Below are 18920 nucleotides of genomic sequence, written 5' to 3'. Positions count from 1 at the left end.
CGTTTTGCGCATGCTTCGCCGCTTTATTCCTCGTGGCCTAATACACGAACGTGTCAGTCTTTTGAACGTCAGCCCTTGGCGATGGCGTCGAAGGCCAGAAGCTTCTCCAGCAGGCGCGGCATGTCCTTGAGATAGACCATGTTCGGACCATCCGACGGCGCGTTATCGGGATCTTCGTGCGTCTCGACGAACACACCGGCGACACCGACGGCAACAGCGGCACGCGCCAGCGTTTCCACGAATTCGCGCTGGCCGCCACTGGAGCCACCCTGCCCGCCCGGCTGCTGCACCGAGTGGGTCGCATCGAACACGACAGGGGCACCCATGGCTTCCATGATCGGCAGCGAGCGCATGTCGGAGACCAGCGTGTTATAGCCGAAGGAAGCGCCGCGTTCGCACAGCATGATGTTCGGGTTGCCGCTGGCATTCAGCTTGGCCAGCACGTTCTTCATGTCCCAAGGCGCCAGGAACTGGCCCTTCTTGACGTTGATGGCACGGCCGGTCTTTGCGGCGGCGACCAGCAGGTCCGTCTGCCGGCTAAGGAAGGCCGGAATTTGCAGCACGTCGACGACAGTGGCGACTTCGGCGCACTGCTCCTCGGTGTGGATGTCGGTGAGAACGGGGAAACCGTATTCCTTCTTGAGATCGGCGAACACTTCAAGCGCCGTTTCAAGCCCGATGCCGCGCTGGGCCGACAGCGAGGTGCGGTTGGCCTTGTCGAAGGAGGACTTGTAGACAAGGCCGATACCGAGCTTGTCGCAGAGCTCCTTCAGCGTGCCGGCGATCATGAAGGCATGGTCGCGGCTTTCCATCTGACAGGGGCCGGCGATCAGCGACAGCTTGCCGGTGTTGGAAAACACCACACGGCCGGCGCCTTCGCCAACGGCCACTTCGGAATTGGTTTCAGTCATCGTTTCTCCTCGAAGGCGAAGAGCGCGCCCTGGCCGGGTGCTGCCTTCACCAGAATTCGATTGTTCTTGCGTGTATAGGTGATCCCGTTAGCAGCCAAATGCGCCTCTGTCACGGCGAGATCGGCAACGGAAAAGACAATCGCCGCGCCGCGCAGGCCGCGATCGGCCTTGGGCTCGGCGAGATCGTAGTAAGCGTTCAGACCATCCGGCGAAAGGATATTAATGCGGGCGTTGCCGGCATCCAGGCTGACGCCGAATGCCTCCTCGCGGAACGCCTGCGCATCCGACGCCAGCTGCAACAGCGGCGCGAACGCCTTGGGATCGGACGACGAGAGCACGATCGACAGGATACCCAACACACCGTTTGCGTGCTTTTCCAAGGCCTTGCGGTCGCTGGGCAGCGGGTTGACGCGCTGGCAGGCGAAGAGGAAGAAATCGGGTGCGCGCAGATCGGCCGCGAAAGCCAGGCGGAACGCCGCGGTCGCTTCAGAACCATCCGGCATCTTCATCTGCCGGGCGAACTGCAGCATCTCGCCGCCGCTCATGCCATCGTCGATGAAGCGGGTGTGATCGCTATCGGCATCCGGCGTGCCGAAAACGATCGCCGACAGGCCGTCGTCGCCGCAGCGGAAGCGAAAGGCGCGGTCGCGAGCGGTGAAAACGTTGCCGTCACCGATGGCCGCCTCGTATGTCTCCAGGCTGGTGATGCCGAGCGGCTCGATATAGGTTTTGTCGGCGAAGAAGACGCAGGCATTCTCGGTGCCAAAAGGGTGCCGCGCATCGGCGGCGACGGTGAAGCCCAGCTTGCCCAGGCGCTCGCGCGCCATCTCGATGTTGACGACCGGCAGCACCACGTGGTCCAGGGGATGGGGGTCACTCATCGGCAAATCCTCCCGAAATCGGCAGAGATGTGCGCTGGCTTTCGCCACAATGCAAGAGGCCGGCGCGGTTAAATCGAATGAAGTGCAAAATCGCGACGATTCCGAGCCAAGTTTTACGAAAATTTAGGCACTTGCGGAACACATATGGAACATATAGTGTCCGTTCTGGCTTTGTTTCACGACTCTGGGGTTCATTTCGATGCTGACACGCAAGCAACAAGAACTGCTTCTGTTCATTCATGAGCGGATGAAAGAGTCGGGCGTTCCGCCATCCTTCGATGAAATGAAGGATGCACTCGATCTCGCATCAAAATCCGGCATTCACCGGCTGATCACCGCGCTGGAAGAGCGCGGCTTCATTCGCCGGCTGCCGAACCGAGCGCGCGCGCTTGAGGTCATCAAGCTGCCGGAAGCCTATAATCCGAGCCTGCAGCCGCGACGCGGCTTCTCGCCGAGCGTCATTGAAGGCAGCCTCGGCAAGCCGCAGCCGGTGGCCGCAGCCCCTGCCCCGAAGGCCGCGCCGAGCGCCGACAACGGCAACTCAGCGTCCGTTCCCGTCATGGGCCGCATCGCCGCCGGTGTGCCGATCTCGGCGATCCAGAACAACACCCACGACATCACCGTCCCCGCCGACATGCTCGGCTCCGGCGAGCACTACGCGCTCGAGGTCAAGGGCGACTCGATGATCGAAGCCGGCATTTTCGACGGCGACACCGTCATCATCCGCAACGGCAACACCGCCAACCCCGGCGATATCGTTGTGGCGCTTGTCGATGACGAGGAAGCGACGCTGAAGCGCTTCCGCCGCAAGGGCGCCTCGATCGCGCTGGAAGCCGCGAACCCGGCTTACGAAACGCGTATTTTCGGGCCCGACCGCGTCAAGGTTCAGGGCAAGCTCGTCGGGCTTATTCGCCGGTATCACTGAGTGGTGACGTCACTAGTTGGTGACGGATCATCGCTGAAGCTGTCGTTGCGCCAGTCATAGGCGCGATGACGCATCCAGGGACGACCGAGGCTTTCATAAGCGGTTTTGACGACAGGCGCCCCCTGCTCGTCGATGCGGATTTCGACGGCGCCTGATCGCCTGAGGGTTTCGCCGGTCAATAGCATTGCGCCGGAACGGCATGTCGCCTGGCGCAGACGGACAGGCGTGATGACGATATCGGCCACATCGCAGGCGGGACCGAGATAGGCGGCGTTTTCGAGCGTTGCGATGATGTAGCCGCTGTCGAGCGATGTTACGCACCAGGCCGTCTTGAGGCACTGAAAAGCGCTGTCATTTGTGGACGCTGCGGCATCGCGCATCATGGCGCGGGCTTCGCCTTGTTGTTTCAGTGTCAGCCTTGGTCGTGGCTCTCCCCTCTTCGGGATGGGCAAGGCCTCGCCTTCAAGCATGTCAGGCGGCTTGTGTTCTTCGATCGCGAGCGCGCGTTGCCATTGCCCGAAGATGAAGTCGGGCGGGCGTTCGCGGTTGCTGGCGAGACTGTCGCCTGTAACTGCTGCCACGAGGCTTCCGTCCTCGGAGACGACCAGCTCAGGCGCAGATGCCGCAGGCAGCAGAACAACGACGAGCGTTGCAAGCGCGGCCCCCACAGCACCGATCCATCGCAGCCGTGTCCGCATCAGCCCCCAGACTAGGAAGCCGAGCACGGCGATCGCGAAATACCACTGCGGTATCCGCCCGATATCGACACTGCCGCCCCAGCCGGAAACCATCTTGGCGATGTCGATCACCAGATCCAGCCCGAAGCCCGCGACGGTCCATAGTGGCGCGTCCAGACCAAAGGGCGTCGCTAACATCGCGAGCATTCCGAAAGGCATGACGATGAAGGAGATGACGGGCATGGCGAGCAGGTTGGCGGGAAGGCCGTAGCCGCTCAACCTGTGAAAATGCTCGATCGAAAACAGCGCCGTCGAGAAACCGCCGATCATCGAGGTCAGCGCGATGCCGCCGAAGAAGCGAAGCGTGACCATGACCGGCTTTATCGCGGGATGCGTGAGAAGAACGCTTTCGCGAGGCCGCCTCCTGGTCCAGACAGCAAAGCCCGCGACCAGCGCCAGTGTCGCGGCGTAGGACATCTGGAAGCTGGGACCGAGCACCTCCGATGGGGACATCAGTATGATCAGCAGCGCCGAGAGCGCGATGTTGCGCAGGCTGATCGAGGGGCGATCGAACAGCACCGCGACAAGCATGATCGCCATCATGATGAAGGCGCGCTCGGCCGAGACCGCGAAGCCTGAGATCATGTAATAGGCCGTCAACGCCAGAAGCGCGCTGCCGGCGGCGAACTTCTTGGTCGGATAGGCCTGCGCGAAGCCAGGAAACAGTCCAAAGAACAGCCGCAGCCCGACAAAGCAGATGCCGGCTGACAGGGCCATGTTGAGGCCTGATATCGCCACGATATGGGCGAGGCCGGATTGGCGCAGCGCCTCCGTCGTCTCGTTGGAGATGGCACGTCTCTCATCGGTGACCAGCGAGGCGGCGAAGGCGCCGGTATCATCAGGCAGGATGCTGCGGATGCGGTCGCCAATCCGGCTGCGCAGACCGTAGAGCCATTCCACGGCGCGATCGGCGGCAGAGAGATCGGCGATATCGGTCTGCGACGCGATGGTCTGCGGCATGCCGTAGAAGAAGCCGTTGGCGCCGATGCCGTCGAAATAGGCAGAGAAGGCGAAATCGTTGAGTTCGGGGAGCGCAGGTCCTGCCGGCGGCGTGAGGCGCACGCGGCCGGTCAACCAGCCACCGACCCCAACGGGCGCTCCTGCGCGCGCGACCAGCGAGACCTGCTGTGGCGGCCGCTTGAGAGAGGGCTCGTCCGTGCGCGTTACCCTTAAGATATAGCGCCAGCGGCCGTTGTCGTCGCCCTCGCGCCGTTCCACGCGGCCGGTCACAGTCGTCGTCACCGCTGTATCAAGCACGACGGTATCAGCGCGCCAGGTCTCGAGTTGCGCCGCGAACATGCCAAGGACGACTAGCAGGCCTGATATCGCCACACGGCGGGTGGCAACGCGCGCAGCGCCCGCCAGAACGAAGACGAGACCAAACAGCACAGCCCAGGCAAGGAGCCGTGAGGGCGGGATATCGACAGCAAGGCGGAACCAGGCGATGGCGCCAGCGCCGAGGAAGATGGGCGACGCCAGGAAGAAGCGGCCGTGATCGAATTCCGTGCTGAACGCTTGTGCTGCAACGGCTGCCTGGCGGCCGATCCCTCGGCTTGCGCGACTCAGAAAACCCGACGTCGACTGCGTCAACGGCGCGCGCGTCATTATGGCACGGGCATTTTGCCCTGGTACGGCCGGCAAATTGGCAATTTGCGCCGCTTCGGGTGGCATCAAAACGACGTGACTGGCATTCAACTCCGGCATGCAACGACACCCGAAAGCCACCCTGACCTGCAATCAGAATGAGGCCAGCGGAACCGAAACGCAACTATAATCGTTTGAATTCAAACGGGAAATAAAACCATCGAAAATGTCAGGATTATCATTGGCTTCCGCTATGCGGAGACGGCATCTCAGCAGTGCTCAAAAGTTGATACTGCGATGCACAAAATGGCATCACGGTAACTTGGCATTAGGCGCGCGATCATATAGCTATCGCAGACGACGCTTAACCCTATGGCGCTTTTAAGGCGCCAACCGCCAGTTTGGAGGATCAGAATGACGGATCAAAGCGCAACACTAAAACTCGGTGAGAAAACGGTCGACCTGCCGGTCAAGAGCGGCACGATCGGACCTGATGTCATCGATATCGGCGCCCTCTACAAGAACACGGCTTCCTTCACGTACGATCCTGGTTTCACCTCGACCGCATCCTGTGAATCGAAAATCACCTATATCGACGGCGACGAGGGCGTTCTGCTCCATCGCGGTTACCCGATCGAGCAGCTGGCCGAACAGGGCGACTTCCTCGAAGTCTGCTACCTGCTCCTCTACGGCGAACTGCCGACGGCCGCGCAGAAGAAAGACTTCGACTACCGCGTGACGCACCACACAATGGTGCACGAGCAGATGAGCCGCTTCTTCACCGGCTTCCGCCGCGACGCGCATCCGATGGCCGTCATGTGCGGCTGCGTCGGCGCCCTGTCGGCGTTCTACCACGACAGCACCGACATCACCGATCCGCACCAGCGCATGGTCGCTTCGCTGCGCATGATCGCCAAGATGCCGACGATCGCCGCCATGGCCTACAAGTACCATATCGGCCAGCCCTTCGTTTACCCTAAGAACGACCTCGACTACGCGTCCAACTTCCTGCGCATGTGCTTTGCCGTTCCTTGCGAGGAATATGTGGTCAATCCGGTGCTTGCCCGCGCCATGGACCGCATCTTCATCCTGCACGCAGACCACGAGCAGAACGCTTCGACCTCGACCGTTCGTCTCGCCGGCTCCTCGGGCGCAAACCCGTTCGCCTGCATCGCAGCCGGCATTGCCTGCCTCTGGGGCCCTGCCCACGGCGGCGCCAACGAAGCGGCTCTCAACATGCTGCAGGAAATCGGCACGGTTGACCGCATCCCTGAATACATCGCCCGCGCCAAGGACAAGAACGATCCGTTCCGCCTGATGGGCTTTGGCCACCGCGTCTACAAGAACTACGACCCGCGCGCCAAGATCATGCAGAAGACCACGCATGAAGTGCTAGGCGAGCTCGGCATCAAGGACGATCCGTTGCTCGACGTCGCCATGGAACTCGAGCGCATCGCGCTGACCGATCCATACTTCATCGAGAAGAAGCTCTATCCGAACATCGACTTCTATTCGGGTATCACGCTCAAGGCTCTCGGCTTCCCCACGACCATGTTCACCGTTCTGTTCGCTCTCGCGCGCACCGTCGGCTGGATCGCACAGTGGAACGAAATGATCGAGGATCCCCAGCAGCGTATCGGCCGTCCGCGCCAGCTATACATCGGCGAAGCGCAGCGCGACTACGTTCCGGTTTCCAAGCGTTAATCTCGACGCATCGAAGCTTAAAAAGAAACCCGGTCAGTTGTGACCGGGTTTTTTGTTTTTCAGCACATGGAGCACGATTTCCGCGGCGTGGACGCCGGGCGGTTTTTCGGTCTGCATCCGCTCCCAGACGAGATCGTATCCCTCCATCATCGAGCGACGCGGCAAGGTGTCGGATGAGAGCTTCTCGGCCCAGCGGGTGAAACTCGCGCCGCGCACGACTTCGTTGATATATTCGGGCACGACCGCGTAATCGGCGACGAGGTTCGGGATCGCCGCCGTCCAGATCTTGATCTTGCCAGTCATCAGCTTGATGATCCAATCGACCTTATAAGCCGAGACCGTGGGGACGCCTGCAAGCCCCAGTTCCAGGATGACAGTGCCGGATGCGGCCATGGCGGCGTCGGCCTCGGCGAATGCCTTCCACTTGTCGTCCTTGCCCGTCACCACGTCGGGCTTGACCGGCCAATCCTTGATAATCTCGCGCACCATGGCCTCGCGGCGCGGCGCTGTCGGCAGGACAAAGCGCATGCCTTCGTTGCGGGCGGAGAGCTCGGCCACTGCGTCGCCGAAATAGGGCAAGAGCTTCGTGATCTCTGATCCGCGCGAGCCCGGCAGGAGCATGATCGTCTTCGGCTCATGCGCGGGGCGCGGCTTGCTTGCCGCCCTCGCCTTGCGGGTCGCGAGAACATCGACATCAGCGGTCAGGCGATGGCCGACATAGCTTGTCGGCGGACCGCCGAGCTTGCGCATCACCTCGGGCTCGAAGGGCAGCACGGCGAGCACATGATCGATATAGGGCAGCATGCGCTGCGCGCGGTATTCCTTCCACGCCCAGACGCTCGGACAGACGTAGTTCACCACAGGCAGGTCGGGCAGCGCCGTGCGCACGCGCTTGGCGACGCGGTGGGTGAAATCGGGGCTGTCGACGATAACGAGCACATCGGGCTTGGCGGCGATCACGGCCGCCGCCGTCTGGCGGATGCGTTTGACCAGCGTCGGCAGCTTGGCGAGAACCTGGGTGATGCCCATGATCGACAACTCGGAGAAATCGAACAGCGATGTCAGGCCCTGTGCTTGCAGCCCCTCGCCACCGACACCGATGAGCTCGACTGGCCCCGCATATTGCTGCTTCAGCGCGGCGATCAGATCGGCCGCCAGAAGATCACCGGAGACTTCGCCCGCGATGATCGCGACCTTCAATGCACGCTCGCTCATTCAAGCCCCCAGGATGGCAATCCACGATCCAGACCGCAGACGAAGATACCGGCTTCCTTTGCCGCCGATATGACTGCCGGGCGATCCAGGATCAGTGCGCGCCCGGCCTCGATCGCAACACCCGCCAGGCCGGCCTTGCTGGCATTCTCGATTGTCGAGATGCCGATCGACGGCAGATCGGCGCGCAGGTCCTGCTGCGGCTTGCAGAGCTTGACCAAGACACCACGACGGCGCGCCGAGATGCGTCCGGCGGCGCGCAGATCTGCCACACGCTGCAGCATGCTATCAGTTCCCTCGACACCCTCAAGCGCCACGATGCGACCGCCGACAGAGACGGCGCCCTGCCCCACATCCAGGCGGCCGAGCGCGTCGGCTGCCGATCCCGCCTTGGCGATATCCTTGACGTCCTCTGATGATGGCGCAATCGCGCCGAGCGGACCGACGGCGGCCAGAAGATCCGGCGCGATCTCCTGCACGCCGATGACGCGGCGGCCGTTCTTCTCGATCAGTCCTATCACCATGCGCAGCACGGTATCGTCACCGCCAGACAGCAGCGTGCGAATGGTCGATGGAATGCTTGCGAGCGTCTTCAGCGTCGGGCGAACTTCACGCCATTCCGGCCGCCGGCGCACGGCGCCGGACATTACGACGCGCTCGATGCGGTGGCTATCCAGCATGCCGTCGATGGCGGCGAAATCGCCGACGCCGACGATGGCATGCTCGAAGCCTTCCCAGGATCGGTCGGTCTCGTTTTTCAGCGCGATGATGAGAGGGTCTTCGCCGGCGCTCTTGGCGGCTTCCGCGACATAGGACGGCAAAAAGCCGCTGCCGGCGATGATCGCCAGGCGGCCTTTTGCCGTGTCACTTTCTGGAGACAAGGTTTATCCCTTCTGTCCCCGCGTCGGAGAAGAGAGCGCGCGATCGCTTTCGGCGGCAATGAAATCGAGGATCTGGACGACCTGCTCGCAATCGGCGAACTCCTCGCGGATGGCGGCGGCGTTGTCGCGCAGATTGCCTTCGGTCTCGAAGATCGCCTTGTAGGCACGGCGCACGATATGGATCGTCGCGCGGTCGACGCCTGCACGCGTCATGCCGACGACGTTGAGGCCGCCGAGAAGACCGGGATTGCCGTTCAGCATGCCGTAAGGGATGACGTCGTAGCTCACGGCCGACAGACCGCCGACGAAGGCGTGGCGGCCGACGCGGGTGAACTGGTGCACGGCGCAACCGCCGCCGAGGATCACGCGATCCTCGATGACCACGTGGCCGGCAAGCATCACGTTGTTGGACATGATGACGTGGTTGCCGACGCGGCAATCATGGGCGATGTGCGAGTTGGCGAGAAACAGATTGTTGTTGCCGACGATGGTCTTGCCGCCGAAATCGGCGGTACCGGTGTTGATCGTCACACCTTCGCGCATCGTGCAATTGTCGCCGACCGTCAAGGTCGTGTCTTCGCCGCCATGATGGACGCTCTGCGGATCGCCGCCGATGACAGCCATCGGGAAGATCCGGCACCCCTTGCCAAGCGTTGTGATGCCGCTGACGATCGAATGCGGGAGCATTTCGGTGTTGTCGCCGAGCACGACCCGCGGGCCGACATGGCAGAACGGACCGATCTTGACGTTCTCGCCGATTACGGCGCCGTCTTCGACGACTGCCATCGGGTGAATGCTAGCACTGGCTGCGATCGTGCTCATGCCTGATCCTTGCGCACGATCATCGCGCCGATATCGGCTTCGGCGACCAGCGCTCCATCGACCTTCGCATCACAGTGGAACTTCCAGATGTTGCCGCGCTGCTTCTGCTTGACGACATGGTACTCCACCCGGTCGCCAGGAACCACAGGCTTGCGGAAACGGGCGTTGTCGATGGTCATGAAGTAGACCAGATTGCCGCTCTCGCCCTCTTTCTTCGCACAGATAGCGCCGGCCGTCTGGGCCATGCCTTCGACCAGCAGGACGCCAGGCATGATCGGCTGCTCTGGGAAGTGTCCGGTGAAATGCGGTTCGTTAGCCGTCACGTTCTTGATACCGATCGCGGAATCATCGCCGTCGATGTCGATGATCTTATCGACCAGCAAGAACGGATAGCGATGCGGCAGCAACTTCATGATTTCGATGATGTCAGCCGAGGAAAGCGACTTCTTGACTTCTTCAGCCATTCTTTTCTCCCGTTTTCTTGGGGCCCGTCGTCCGCATCATGACTGCCGCGACTTCGCGCAAAAAGTCATGCGCCGGCCGTGCAGGTATGCCGCCGTAGCGCTCCCCGGCGGGGATGTCGGACACTACGCCGCTCATGGCAGCGATCTGGGCACCGTCGTTAATTGTTATATGGCCTCGAATACCAGAATGACCACCGATCTGCACGCCATCGCCGATAATGGCGCTTCCGGCGATGCCGACCTGCGAGACAACGGCGCAATGGCGACCGATGCGAACATTGTGGCCAATCTGGACGAGGTTATCGATCTTCGTCCCTTCGCCGATCACGGTGTCGTCCATCGTGCCGCGATCGATCGCAGTGTTGGCACCGACCTCGACGTCATCCTGCAGGATGACGCGGCCGATCTGAACGATCTTGATCATGCCGCGAGGGCCCGGCGCGTAGCCGAATCCGTCCTGGCCGATACGCGCGCCGTTGTGGATGATGACGCGATTGCCGACCAGCGAGCACAGAATGCTGGCGCCGCTGGCGATCGTGCAATCACGACCGATCTTGACGCCTGGCCCGATGATGGCGCCAGCGCCGATGCGCGTGCCCTCACCGATCTCGGCATGAGCGCCGATCACGGCAAACGGCTCGATCTCGACATTCGCTTCCAGTCTCGCCGTTGGATCGACAGACGCGCGGTCGGACACATCAGCGCTCACAGAGCGCAGCCGCTGAGGCGTCAAGGCGCTCGGATAGAGCAGCCCACCAGCCATCGCGAACGCGGCATGAGCGTTTTTCGACACGAGAACAGGCACATGCGCCGGCACGATCGACTGCAATGCCGAACTGACCAGCACAGCGGACGCCTCGCATGTCACGAGTTCGTCCTTGCTCTTCTTGGAAATGACGTAACAGAGATCGCCCGCCTTCGCCCGATTTACGGGCGAAACGGAACGGATCACGATGTCGGCATGTTTGGGGTCGGCAAGTTCCGCCCCAAGAATTTGCGCTAGCTCCGAGAGCTTCACACCGTCATGGGGCGGAAAGAAATAGGTTTGCTCCATCGGCAAATCTCCAGAACGGAATTCGATTTTACGGTTCCGGACTGCCGATATCAGAATTGGTTGTTGATGCCAAACTTGAAGTGCTGAACCTTGTCGTAGTCTTCCTTCAGGACCGGGATCGCGTAGTCGACGCGCAGAGCGCCGAACGGCGAGTTCCAGACGATGCCGACACCGACGGAAGCGCGCAGCGAAGCATCTTCGCCGTTCACGAACTCGGAACCGCTGACGTTGACCTTGTTGCCAAAGAGCGTACCAGCGTCCGCGAAGACCGCGCCGCGCAGACCGAAGTCACGCGGGAAAGCCGGAAGCGGGAACGATGCTTCAGCCGAAACGGTGAAGTAGGTCGTGCCGCCGAGCGGATCATCCGGACCGCCGCCAACGCGTGGGCCGATACCCTTGTTCTCGAAGCCGCGGATGTCGCCGTTCGTCAGCGTGAACTGATCGAAGACATGCAGATCCTTGCCGAAGCCGACGACGTAACCGGCAGAACCGGCAACCGAGCCGATGATGTCGGCGTCGTCAGCGAGCGTGTGATAGTAACGCGCCTTGCCGTAGATCTTGTAGAACTGCGAGTCACCGCCGAGGCCGGCGATTTCGTGCGTCAGGCTGGCGTAGATACCTTCACGCGGAAGAACCATGTCGTCCAGCGTGTTGTAGGTCAGCGTCTGCGACACAGACGACTTTACCCACGGGCTGTTGTTGACGAGGTCCTGGTAAGGCGTGGACAGATCAGAGAGCGATCCCGACGGATCGTACTTCATCTGCTTGTAGTTATAGCGGAACGTCGTCGCCAGATCTTCGGTGATCGGCGCGGTCGCGCGCAGAACGACATTGTTTTCTTCGTAATCGTAGTTGTCGTTGCTCGACGTCTCGCTGTGGTTGATGTCGAAACCGACAGCCAGACGGTAACCGAGGAAGTAAGGCTCGGTGAAGTTCAGGCCGTAGGTACGCGAACCTTCCTGACCACCACCGGCAGACACCTTGATGTACTGGCCGCGTCCAAGGAAGTTCTTTTCTTCGATCGAGGCTTCGAGCAGCAGGCCGTCGCCGCCGGCCGCGTAACCCGCGCCGATACCGAACGAACCGGTTGCCTGGTCCTGAACGTCGACAACAACGACAACGCGGTCCGGCGAGCTACCGGGCTGGGTCGAGATGTTGACGGTCGAGAAGTAGCCGAGAGCCTCAAGACGACGCTTGGCTCTGGTGATCATCTGCTGATTGAAGGCGTCGCCTTCACTCATGTCGAACTCGCGACGGATGACGTAGTCACGCGTACGGCTGTTGCCGCGGATTTCGATACGCTCGACGTAGGCCTTTTCGCCCTGGTCGACGAGGTATTCGACGCCGATGGTGTTGTTGTTCAGGTCGCGGTTGCCACGCGGCGTGACACGAGCGAACGGATAGCCGGCCGAAGCCACCTGATCCGAAATCGCTTCCATCGACTTCTGAACTTCCTTGGCGTTGTAGACCTGGCCCTCATGGGTGCGAACGAGACCCTGAAGCTGCGCGCCGTCAACACCCTGAACGGTGGACTGAACGGAGATTGCGCCGAAGTCGTAGCGCGGGCCTTCTTCGATGTTGAAGGTCAGCGTGTACTTGTTGGTCGTCTCGTCGAACGCAGCGTCCGAAGACACGATGCGGAAGTCGGCGTAACCACGGTTGTAATAGAACTGTCGGAGCGCTTCTTCGTCTGCGTGCAGCTTGTCAGCGCTGTAGACGTCCTTGCGGGTCAGGAAGGACAGGAAGTTGCTTCGCTTGGTGGCAATGACCGATGCAAGACGGCCAGAGCTGTAGGCGTTGTTGCCGACGAAGTTGATCGAATCGATCTTCGTGCGGTCGCCTTCATTGATGACGAATGCGAGGTTGACGCGGCCCTGGCCGAGCGGAACGACCTGCGTCGTCACTTCGACTTCGCTGCGACCGGTCGCTGCATAAGCGTCCTTGATCGACTGGATATCGGCCTGGATCTGGGTTTCGTTGTAAGCGCCAGACGACTGCGTCTTGACGACCGCTGCAAGCTTGTCGTCCTTGATCTTGCGGTTGCCGTTGAACACGACCTGGTTGATCAGCTGAGCTTCCTCAACAGTAACAACCAGCGTGCTGCCGGAAACGGAGATCTTGACGTCGGAGAAGTAGCCCGTGTCGTAGAGCTGCTTTACGGAGTCGTCGATGTCGGTATTGGAGAAGCTCCGGCCGGGCTGGATCGTGAGGTTGGACCGCACAGCTTCGGCGCCGACGCGGTTTGCACCACGGACGTCAACACGCTGAATGACTGCAGCCTCGGCAGCAGAAGCCGAGATGAACACCGTTGCACCAGCCCCCGACGCAACAATACCTGCAGACAGCGCAACCGCCGATACTGCGTTCAAAAATCTTGAACCAGCCTTCATTTCACCCATTACCTTTTTTCTCGTCCCCATCACCAGGCGTCCCCCGATTCCGGTCACGTGTGTCGTTTTACCCGCTTTTGATATACAAGCAAGGGAGCTAGTTAATTTCTGTTTACTTCATTTCAAAGCGTGACGCTTTCGCCACTACAGCTTTGAAACATCGTAAATAAATCGTAATTTTCCCTCGTCCCGCTATCAGCCGATCAGAGCACTAATATCGTTCCAGGTGGCAAAAACCATCAGGCTCAGAACCATGGCCAGGCCGATGCGAAACGCAACCTCCTGAGCCGACGATCCCAACGGCTTTCCCCTCACAGCTTCAATCGCATAGAACATCAGATGGCCGCCATCAAGTACCGGAACCGGCATCAGGTTCAGTAATCCGATCGAAACCGACAATACGGCGGCCAGCTGAAGCAAAGCTGCAACGCCCAGCGTCGCCATCTGGCCGGATGCCTGCGCGACACGGATCGGGCCACCCAGCTGGTCCGGCTTCATGTAACCGGACACCAGATTGCCGATATATTTGAAGGTACCGGTGACGATGTGCCAGGTCTGCAGCGTTCCCTCATGCAGCGCTTCAAGCGGCGTGTAGGTCTGCTGGCGGAAGTGTCCAACGTCCTGATTGGTCACGATACCGATCAGGCCGATCTCGATCTTGTTACCGAACTGGTCGGTCATTTCGGTGCGTTCAGGCACCATCGGCACGTCGATCTTCTCACCGTTGCGTTCGATCGTCACAACGATGCGCTGCATCGGACGGATGCTGACGTATCGGCGCACATCGTCGAAGGTCTGCACCTTACCGCCATCGATCGCGATCAAGAGGTCACCCGGCACGACGCCAGCTTCTGCGGCAACGCTGCCCGGCTTGACCTGCGCAACGATGGGATCGGCGACAGAGCGGCCGTAGATCGAAAACAGAACGGTGAAGATGGCAATTGCCAGGATGAAGTTGGCGATCGGGCCGGCGGCGACGGTTGCCGCGCGCTTCCAGAGCTTGGCGCCGGCGAATGACCGCGCCCGCTCCTCGTCCGACATCTGCGCGAGCTTGTCCTCATCCGGCTTGCTCGACGCATCCTCGTCACCGAAGAACCTGACATAGCCGCCGAGCGGGATCAGCGAGAGCTTCCAGCGCGTTCCGTGCTTGTCGGTTCGCCCTAGGAGTTCCGGGCCAAACCCGACCGAAAACGCCAGAATGCGGATGCCGCTCCAGCGACCGACGAGGTAGTGCCCCATCTCGTGCACGAACACCAAGAGAGAAAGCACGAGCACGAAAGGAACGATATATCCCGTCAGAAACCCAAAAACTTCGGTCAAGCCTGCCATAAAATCCTTCCATCAGCCTCTATCGACATTATCCGCCGAACAAGGCCGCGCCCAGCGACGCCATTTCTCCGCCCTTTATCAGCGAAAAAAGCCCGGCTAGCAAGAACGCCGCAAAACAGGCGAAAATGAGCCCGTCAACCCGGTCCATGACCCCGCCGTGCCCCGGAATGAGACGGCTCGAATCCTTGACGCCGAAGCGGCGCTTGATGAAGGATTCGAAGAGGTCACCCGACTGGCTGCAGACGGACAGCACGAGCGCCACGAAGGCCGCCAGTGCGACACCATCGGGAAATGCCGCGTAGGCCACCAGCACGCCGGCGATGACCGCGCAGACGGCGCCGCCGATCGCACCCGACCATGTCTTGCCGGGCGAGATCCTTGGTGCCAGCTTCGGTCCACCAATGGCGCGGCCGATGAAGTAGGCGAGGATGTCGGTCGCCCAGACGACAGCGAAGACGAAGAGCATCGCGTGCAGGCCGGCTGCATCGCTGCCGCGAATGTTCGCGAGCGCTATCCCGGTCAGCCCAGCATAGACGATGCCCGCCGGGAACCAGCGCGATACGCCACGGGTGGCGACAAAGCCGACCGCGACGGCAAAGAACAACAAGAGAAGGATCAGCGAATAGCCGACAGTGCCGGATACGACAGCAACCGCGATCGCCGCCTGCCCGATCCAGCCGACCGCATTGGCGACCGGCTGCTCGCTAGCGAGGCGGGTGATTGTCGACCACTCATAATAGATCAAAAGCCCGATCAGGGCCGCCAAAAGGCTGAAAGCGAGCCCGCCGTACCATGTCGCGGCAAGCACGATGACGGCGAGGATGATGCCCGAGATGATACGAAGCTGAAGTTCGCGGTGCATCAGGTTCCTACCGCCGCCGCGGTTTCGGCGACCAGACCACCAAAGCGGCGGTTGCGGGAAGCGAAGGTCTCAAGCGCCGCGTAAAGCGTCTCGCGGCTGAAATCCGGCCAGTAGTCGGGGATAAAGATGAATTCCGAATAGGCGGCCTGCCAGAGCAAGAAGTTCGACAGGCGCTCTTCGCCGCTGGTGCGGATGATGAGATCGGGATCCGGGATGCCGGCGGTATCAAGCCGGCCATTGATGAGCGCCGGCGTGATATCCTGCGAGCGCAACCGCCCCTGCTCGACATCGCGCGCCAAGCTTGCCATGGCGCGGGCGATCTCGTCGCGCGAGCCATAGTTGAAGGCGATGATCAGGGTAAGCGCCGTGTTGGCCTTGGTGGTCTCTTCGGCGTCGATCAGGAGATCGAGAATGTCGTTCTGCAGGCTGTGGCGATCGCCGATGATCTTCACGCGCACGTTCTGCTTGTGCAGTTCGGCGAGGTCGCGGCGAATGAAAGCCTTCAGCAGGCCCAAAAGGTCCGACACCTCGGTTTCCGGACGGCGCCAGTTCTCCGACGAGAAGGCGAAGAGGGTGAGATATTTGACCCCGATGTCGCCCGCTGCGCGCACGGTCTCACGCACGGCGTCAACGCCCTTGCGATGCCCCATGGTGCGCGGCAACCCCCGCTGCTTTGCCCACCGACCGTTGCCATCCATGATGATGGCAACGTGTTCAGGCACAGTCACAAATGTTCTTTCCAACATTTCCCGTCCGGTTTTTAAGGTCCAAGGCGCAGGCGCTTTGCGCCTTAGACCTGCATGATTTCCTTTTCCTTCTCGCCAAGCAAGCGGTCGACCTCAGAAATCGTGTCGTCTGTCATCTTCTGCACACGATCCGACTGCGAGCGGCTCAGGTCCTGCCCTATGACACCGTCCTTTTCGGCTTTCTTAAGGCCGTCCATGCCGTCACGGCGAACATGGCGAATCGCAACCTTGCTTTTCTCGGCATAGTCGTGTGCGACCTTGACGAGCGACTTGCGCCGCTCTTCGTTGAGTTCGGGCAGCGGAATGCGCAGATTCTGGCCGTCGACGATCGGGTTGAGGCCGAGATTGGCTTCGCGGATCGCACGATCGACAGCGCCGACCATCGACTTGTCCCAGACCGAAATGCCGAGCATGCGCGGCTCCGGCACGGTCACATTCGCGACCTGGTTGAGCGGCACGCGCGAACCATAGGCTTCGACCGTGACCGGGTCGAGGATGTTCGCCGATGCGCGACCGGTGCGCAGCGATGCGATATCGCTCTTGAACGCGTTGATCGCGCCATCCATGCGGCGCTTGATATCGTTGATGTCGATGCCTTCACTCATAGCAGTGCTCCCGTCTCGGTAGAAGCTGCGGCGCGCTTTGGGCGCCGCCACTCTGTCAGTTGTCGGTAACGATGGTCTTCAGACCGCCGCCCCTAAGGATTTCAGCAAAACCGCCCTTCTCGTGGATCGAGAAGACGATGATCGGAATGGAATTTTCGCGTGCCAGCGCGACTGCCGCAACGTCCATGACGGCGAGGCCCTTGTCGAGCACTTCCTTGTGCGTAAGCTGGTCGAAGCGCGTGGCATCGGGCACCTTCTTCGGATCGGCGGAATAGATACCGTCGACCTGCGTGCCCTTGAAGATTGCCTCGGCGCCCATTTCGGCGGCGCGAAGCGCTGCGGCCGAGTCGGTCGTGAAGAACGGGTTGCCGGTACCACCGGCGAAGATCACCACACGGCCCAGCGAAAGATGATAAAGCGTGGCGCGCTGCGAGAAGCTCTCGCAGATCTCCGGCATGGCGATCGCCGACAACACCACCGTATCGATGTTGAGCTTGCGCAGCGAGGTCGCCAGCGCCAGCGCATTGATGACGGTCGCGAGCATGCCCATGTGGTCGCCCGTGACGCGGTCACCACCCTTGGAAGCGACGGCCACGCCGCGGAAGATGTTGCCGCCGCCAACGACGACGCCGACTTCCACACCCATCTGCCGCGCTTCGGCTATGTCGGCCGCAATGCGGTCGGCCACCGCTACATCGATTCCAAATCCCTGGCTGCCCATGAGGGCTTCGCCGGAAGCCTTGAGTAGAACACGTTTGTAGACAGGCTCTGACGACATCTTGGCTCCTCGTATATTACCGCTGAGTGCCGGATACACGAAGGGCACCGCGTTGTCACGCGATGCCCTTCTGTTTTCACATATATAGGACGATCAGCTCTTGGCGACAGCAGCTACTTCAGCAGCGAAATCGCTCTCTTCCTTCTCGACGCCTTCGCCGAGCAGGAGGCGCGCCATGCCGACGACTTCGATCTTGGCGCCAGCTTCCTTGGCAGCGGCTTCAACAGCAGCACCGACCGTCAGGTCGGGGTTGATGACGAAAGCCTGCGAGAGAAGAGCGACTTCTTCGAAGAACTTGCGCATGCGGCCGTCAACCATCTTTTCGATGATGGCTTCCGGCTTGCCGGATTCGCGAGCCTGCTCGATGAAGACGTTGCGTTCGCGTTCTGCAACGGTAGCGTCGACTTCTTCAGCGCGGATCGCGAGCGGGTTGGTCGCAGCGATGTGCATGGCAACCTGGCGGCCGATCGAGGTCAGGACAGCCTTGTCGCCTTCCGACTTCAGGGCAACCAGAACGCCGAGCTTGCCGATGCCGTCACCGGCAGCGTTGTGGATGTAGGTCGCAACAACGCCATGCTCGACTTCGAGCTTGGCAGAGCGACGCAGCGTCATGTTTTCGCCGATGGTGGCGATCGCGTCCTTGATGGTGTCGGCAACCGGCTTGCCGGATGCCGGGTAGGCCGCAGCCGAGATGGCTTCAACCGAACCGTCGGTCGTCAGGGCAACGTTGGCGATGCCACGAACCAGATCCTGGAAGGCGTCGTTACGGGCAACGAAGTCGGTTTCCGAGTTGAGCTCGACGACAACAGCCTTGTGGCCGGCGCCAGCGATGGCAACGAGGCCTTCAGCAGCAGCGCGACCAGCCTTCTTGTCGGCCTTCGAGATGCCCTTTGCGCGGAGCCAGTCGATCGATGCTTCGATGTCGCCGTTGTTTTCCACCAGCGCCTTCTTGCAGTCCATCATGCCTGCGCCGGACTTCTCGCGCAGTTCCTTCACCAGTGCAGCCGTAATCTCGGTCATAAGCTTCCTCTTGTC

Annotated in this window: 17 protein-coding genes; 2 read left to right on the top strand and 15 right to left on the bottom strand. The window is 61.1% G+C overall.

Features of this window, described 5'->3' with window-relative positions; translation table 11 throughout:
- Positions 1-68 precede the first annotated feature (68 nt).
- Positions 69-911, bottom strand: a complete 843-nt coding sequence (gene kdsA / locus ACODTZ_RS11235; protein ID WP_112979638.1) for a 3-deoxy-8-phosphooctulonate synthase — start codon at positions 909-911, stop codon at positions 69-71.
- Entirely contained in the window at positions 908-1792 is an 885-nt protein-coding gene (locus tag ACODTZ_RS11230; protein ID WP_489025767.1) for a VOC family protein, read from the bottom strand. The genes kdsA and ACODTZ_RS11230 overlap by 4 nt, the downstream gene beginning before the upstream one ends.
- A 199-nt stretch (positions 1793-1991) precedes the next feature.
- Here ACODTZ_RS11230 and lexA point away from each other — a divergent pair, with 199 nt between their 5' ends.
- Complete coding sequence (gene lexA / locus ACODTZ_RS11225; protein ID WP_018899995.1) at positions 1992-2717, top strand: transcriptional repressor LexA; 726 nt, start codon at positions 1992-1994, stop codon at positions 2715-2717.
- Here lexA and ACODTZ_RS11220 read toward each other — a convergent pair.
- The gene (locus ACODTZ_RS11220; RefSeq protein ID WP_489025765.1) at positions 2711-5158 is read right to left on the bottom strand and encodes a ComEC/Rec2 family competence protein; all 2448 of its coding nucleotides are present in this window, start codon (positions 5156-5158) and stop codon (positions 2711-2713) included. The genes lexA and ACODTZ_RS11220 overlap by 7 nt on opposite strands.
- 294 nt (positions 5159-5452) lie before the next feature.
- Here ACODTZ_RS11220 and gltA point away from each other — a divergent pair, with 294 nt between their 5' ends.
- Complete coding sequence (gltA, locus tag ACODTZ_RS11215) at positions 5453-6742, top strand: citrate synthase (RefSeq protein WP_018899997.1); 1290 nt, start codon at positions 5453-5455, stop codon at positions 6740-6742.
- Positions 6743-6775: 33 nt separating this feature from the next.
- On the opposite strand, the gene lpxB is transcribed toward gltA, so the two are convergent.
- From lpxB to tsf, 12 genes are all read right to left on the bottom strand, one after another.
- Positions 6776-7957: a lipid-A-disaccharide synthase gene (gene lpxB / locus ACODTZ_RS11210; protein ID WP_489025763.1), complete on the bottom strand. Its 1182-nt coding sequence runs from the start codon at positions 7955-7957 to the stop codon at positions 6776-6778.
- Positions 7954-8835, bottom strand: coding sequence for an LpxI family protein (locus ACODTZ_RS11205; RefSeq protein ID WP_489025761.1), 882 nt, complete (start codon positions 8833-8835; stop codon positions 7954-7956). The genes lpxB and ACODTZ_RS11205 overlap by 4 nt, the downstream gene beginning before the upstream one ends.
- A gap of 3 nt (positions 8836-8838) precedes the next feature.
- On the bottom strand, positions 8839-9657 hold the full coding sequence (lpxA, locus tag ACODTZ_RS11200; RefSeq protein ID WP_489025760.1) for an acyl-ACP--UDP-N-acetylglucosamine O-acyltransferase: 819 nt from the start codon (positions 9655-9657) through the stop codon (positions 8839-8841).
- Positions 9654-10121: a 3-hydroxyacyl-ACP dehydratase FabZ gene (fabZ, locus tag ACODTZ_RS11195; RefSeq protein ID WP_047510230.1), complete on the bottom strand. Its 468-nt coding sequence runs from the start codon at positions 10119-10121 to the stop codon at positions 9654-9656. Before fabZ ends, lpxA begins: the two co-directional genes overlap by 4 nt.
- On the bottom strand, positions 10114-11175 hold the full coding sequence (lpxD, locus tag ACODTZ_RS11190) for a UDP-3-O-(3-hydroxymyristoyl)glucosamine N-acyltransferase (RefSeq protein WP_489025758.1): 1062 nt from the start codon (positions 11173-11175) through the stop codon (positions 10114-10116). The genes fabZ and lpxD overlap by 8 nt, the downstream gene beginning before the upstream one ends.
- Before the next feature lie 50 nt (positions 11176-11225).
- Positions 11226-13565, bottom strand: coding sequence for an outer membrane protein assembly factor BamA (gene bamA / locus ACODTZ_RS11185; RefSeq protein ID WP_047510561.1), 2340 nt, complete (start codon positions 13563-13565; stop codon positions 11226-11228).
- 195 nt (positions 13566-13760) lie between these two features.
- The gene (gene rseP, locus ACODTZ_RS11180) at positions 13761-14894 is read right to left on the bottom strand and encodes an RIP metalloprotease RseP (RefSeq protein ID WP_047510226.1); all 1134 of its coding nucleotides are present in this window, start codon (positions 14892-14894) and stop codon (positions 13761-13763) included.
- Between the two features lie 28 nt (positions 14895-14922).
- A complete protein-coding gene (locus tag ACODTZ_RS11175; protein WP_489025756.1) occupies positions 14923-15756 on the bottom strand; it encodes a phosphatidate cytidylyltransferase in 834 nt (277 codons plus the stop codon).
- Positions 15756-16502 (bottom strand): isoprenyl transferase, encoded by a 747-nt coding sequence (locus ACODTZ_RS11170; protein WP_111561406.1) that lies wholly within the window; start codon positions 16500-16502, stop codon positions 15756-15758. The genes ACODTZ_RS11175 and ACODTZ_RS11170 overlap by 1 nt, the downstream gene beginning before the upstream one ends.
- A gap of 44 nt (positions 16503-16546) precedes the next feature.
- A complete protein-coding gene (gene frr / locus ACODTZ_RS11165) occupies positions 16547-17107 on the bottom strand; it encodes a ribosome recycling factor (RefSeq protein WP_018900007.1) in 561 nt (186 codons plus the stop codon).
- A 55-nt stretch (positions 17108-17162) separates the two neighbouring features.
- Complete coding sequence (gene pyrH / locus ACODTZ_RS11160; RefSeq protein ID WP_018900008.1) at positions 17163-17885, bottom strand: UMP kinase; 723 nt, start codon at positions 17883-17885, stop codon at positions 17163-17165.
- Between the two features lie 93 nt (positions 17886-17978).
- Positions 17979-18905, bottom strand: a complete 927-nt coding sequence (gene tsf / locus ACODTZ_RS11155) for a translation elongation factor Ts (protein ID WP_489025754.1) — start codon at positions 18903-18905, stop codon at positions 17979-17981.
- Between the last annotated feature and the right edge of the window lie 15 nt (positions 18906-18920).

The organism is Rhizobium sp. FG113, from assembly GCF_057809895.1.
This window is presented reverse-complemented; position numbering and strand designations above follow the sequence as displayed.

Excerpts from the sequence above, each read along its gene's own strand:
- fabZ (WP_047510230.1), bottom strand. The coding sequence starts at position 10,121 with ATGGCTGAAGAAGTCAAGAAGTCGCTTTCCTCGGCTGACATCATCGAA.
- ACODTZ_RS11170 (WP_111561406.1), bottom strand. The coding sequence starts at position 16,502 with ATGTTGGAAAGAACATTTGTGACTGTGCCTGAACACGTTGCCATCATC.
- ACODTZ_RS11175 (WP_489025756.1), bottom strand. The coding sequence starts at position 15,756 with ATGCACCGCGAACTTCAGCTTCGTATCATCTCGGGCATCATCCTCGCC.
- gltA (WP_018899997.1), top strand. The coding sequence starts at position 5,453 with ATGACGGATCAAAGCGCAACACTAAAACTCGGTGAGAAAACGGTCGAC.
- ACODTZ_RS11230 (WP_489025767.1), bottom strand. The coding sequence starts at position 1,792 with ATGAGTGACCCCCATCCCCTGGACCACGTGGTGCTGCCGGTCGTCAAC.
- ACODTZ_RS11220 (WP_489025765.1), bottom strand. The coding sequence starts at position 5,158 with ATGCCGGAGTTGAATGCCAGTCACGTCGTTTTGATGCCACCCGAAGCG.
- bamA (WP_047510561.1), bottom strand. The coding sequence starts at position 13,565 with ATGAAGGCTGGTTCAAGATTTTTGAACGCAGTATCGGCGGTTGCGCTG.
- pyrH (WP_018900008.1), bottom strand. The coding sequence starts at position 17,885 with ATGTCGTCAGAGCCTGTCTACAAACGTGTTCTACTCAAGGCTTCCGGC.
- lpxD (WP_489025758.1), bottom strand. The coding sequence starts at position 11,175 with ATGGAGCAAACCTATTTCTTTCCGCCCCATGACGGTGTGAAGCTCTCG.
- tsf (WP_489025754.1), bottom strand. The coding sequence starts at position 18,905 with ATGACCGAGATTACGGCTGCACTGGTGAAGGAACTGCGCGAGAAGTCC.
- lexA (WP_018899995.1), top strand. The coding sequence starts at position 1,992 with ATGCTGACACGCAAGCAACAAGAACTGCTTCTGTTCATTCATGAGCGG.
- lpxA (WP_489025760.1), bottom strand. The coding sequence starts at position 9,657 with ATGAGCACGATCGCAGCCAGTGCTAGCATTCACCCGATGGCAGTCGTC.
- lpxB (WP_489025763.1), bottom strand. The coding sequence starts at position 7,957 with ATGAGCGAGCGTGCATTGAAGGTCGCGATCATCGCGGGCGAAGTCTCC.
- frr (WP_018900007.1), bottom strand. The coding sequence starts at position 17,107 with ATGAGTGAAGGCATCGACATCAACGATATCAAGCGCCGCATGGATGGC.
- rseP (WP_047510226.1), bottom strand. The coding sequence starts at position 14,894 with ATGGCAGGCTTGACCGAAGTTTTTGGGTTTCTGACGGGATATATCGTT.
- kdsA (WP_112979638.1), bottom strand. The coding sequence starts at position 911 with ATGACTGAAACCAATTCCGAAGTGGCCGTTGGCGAAGGCGCCGGCCGT.